This is a genomic window from Synechococcus sp. H60.1 (genome assembly GCF_047462335.1).
In the GTDB taxonomy this organism is placed as follows: domain Bacteria; phylum Cyanobacteriota; class Cyanobacteriia; order Thermostichales; family Thermostichaceae; genus Thermostichus.
Genome location: NZ_JANSJA010000126.1, coordinates 1 through 963 on the forward strand (window position 1 = coordinate 1; position 963 = coordinate 963).

Annotated in this window: 1 pseudogene; it reads right to left on the reverse strand. The window is 43.7% G+C overall.

Annotated elements, in window-relative coordinates:
* A pseudogene (locus NW852_RS06810) lies at nucleotides 1–963 on the reverse strand (macrocin O-methyltransferase); the annotation flags it as partial.

A 963-nucleotide genomic window follows, 5' to 3' on the forward strand; every position in this document is an offset into this window, starting at 1 on the left:
GCCAAGGGTGAGAGCTTGGATCCACTACAGTCATTAGAGGGAAGCTATAGTCAAGATGTATTCTCCTCTGGTTATTCGATACATAGTCATATCTTTTAATCGGGAGAGAGTTCTTGCCTGGATATCGTAAGCTGGCTTCAACCTTAAAACCTTCAGTTGTAAGTACAATATGAGTTGGTCTTGTCTTAGCATCGGCCGTAAGATGTACAATCCCTATTGGTTCGTGAGGCGGAAAAGGATCCACCCATAGCCTCTTTTGAGGATCCCATAAAGGTAGCTGATAGTGAGCCAACCAATTACAATTGAGTGGTAGAAGCTCAACTCTATCCAAACCTAAATCCTTGTAGATAGAAACATTTAAAGCAAACTGATCCGTCCATAAATCGAAGCATCTGAGGATAGCTTGCTCTACTCTTTTTCCCCATGCCGACCAGTGAATAGATTGTCTAGCTCCGGAGAATACACCAGCGTTCAGCAATGGCTCTATATCTAGACGATTAAACTCGGTGTGATGGAAGTATTTGTGGTAGTGCCAGGTTATCCAGGTTTGCATCCAGAATCTGTTGACATGCTTAGCTACTAACTCGGTAACTATTGAAAATCCTTTTCTTTTTGCTCCTAGGGTGAGTAGCTCAATTGCAGACCAATCTTGGAGCCAAGCGTCTGCGTCAATCCAAATATAAACCTCGTAACCTGGAAAATACTCAGGTAAGAATGGCCTGGATGCCAGAGCTTTAAGGTAGTTAGGTTGGCTGTTACTACTTGGGATATCGTAATTCCAACCTGGCTCAATAATATGGTCAACGTACTGACTTATCCACTGCGACTGCTCTAGTGTGCAGCCTGTATCGAGAAATCCAATGTCCACAGAATACCCCTGCGGCTTTTCCCGGATAGAGAGGATAGTCCCCTGGACTAACTCAAAAAACTTGCTGTCTGCGCTTGTAACAACGATAGTTGAGT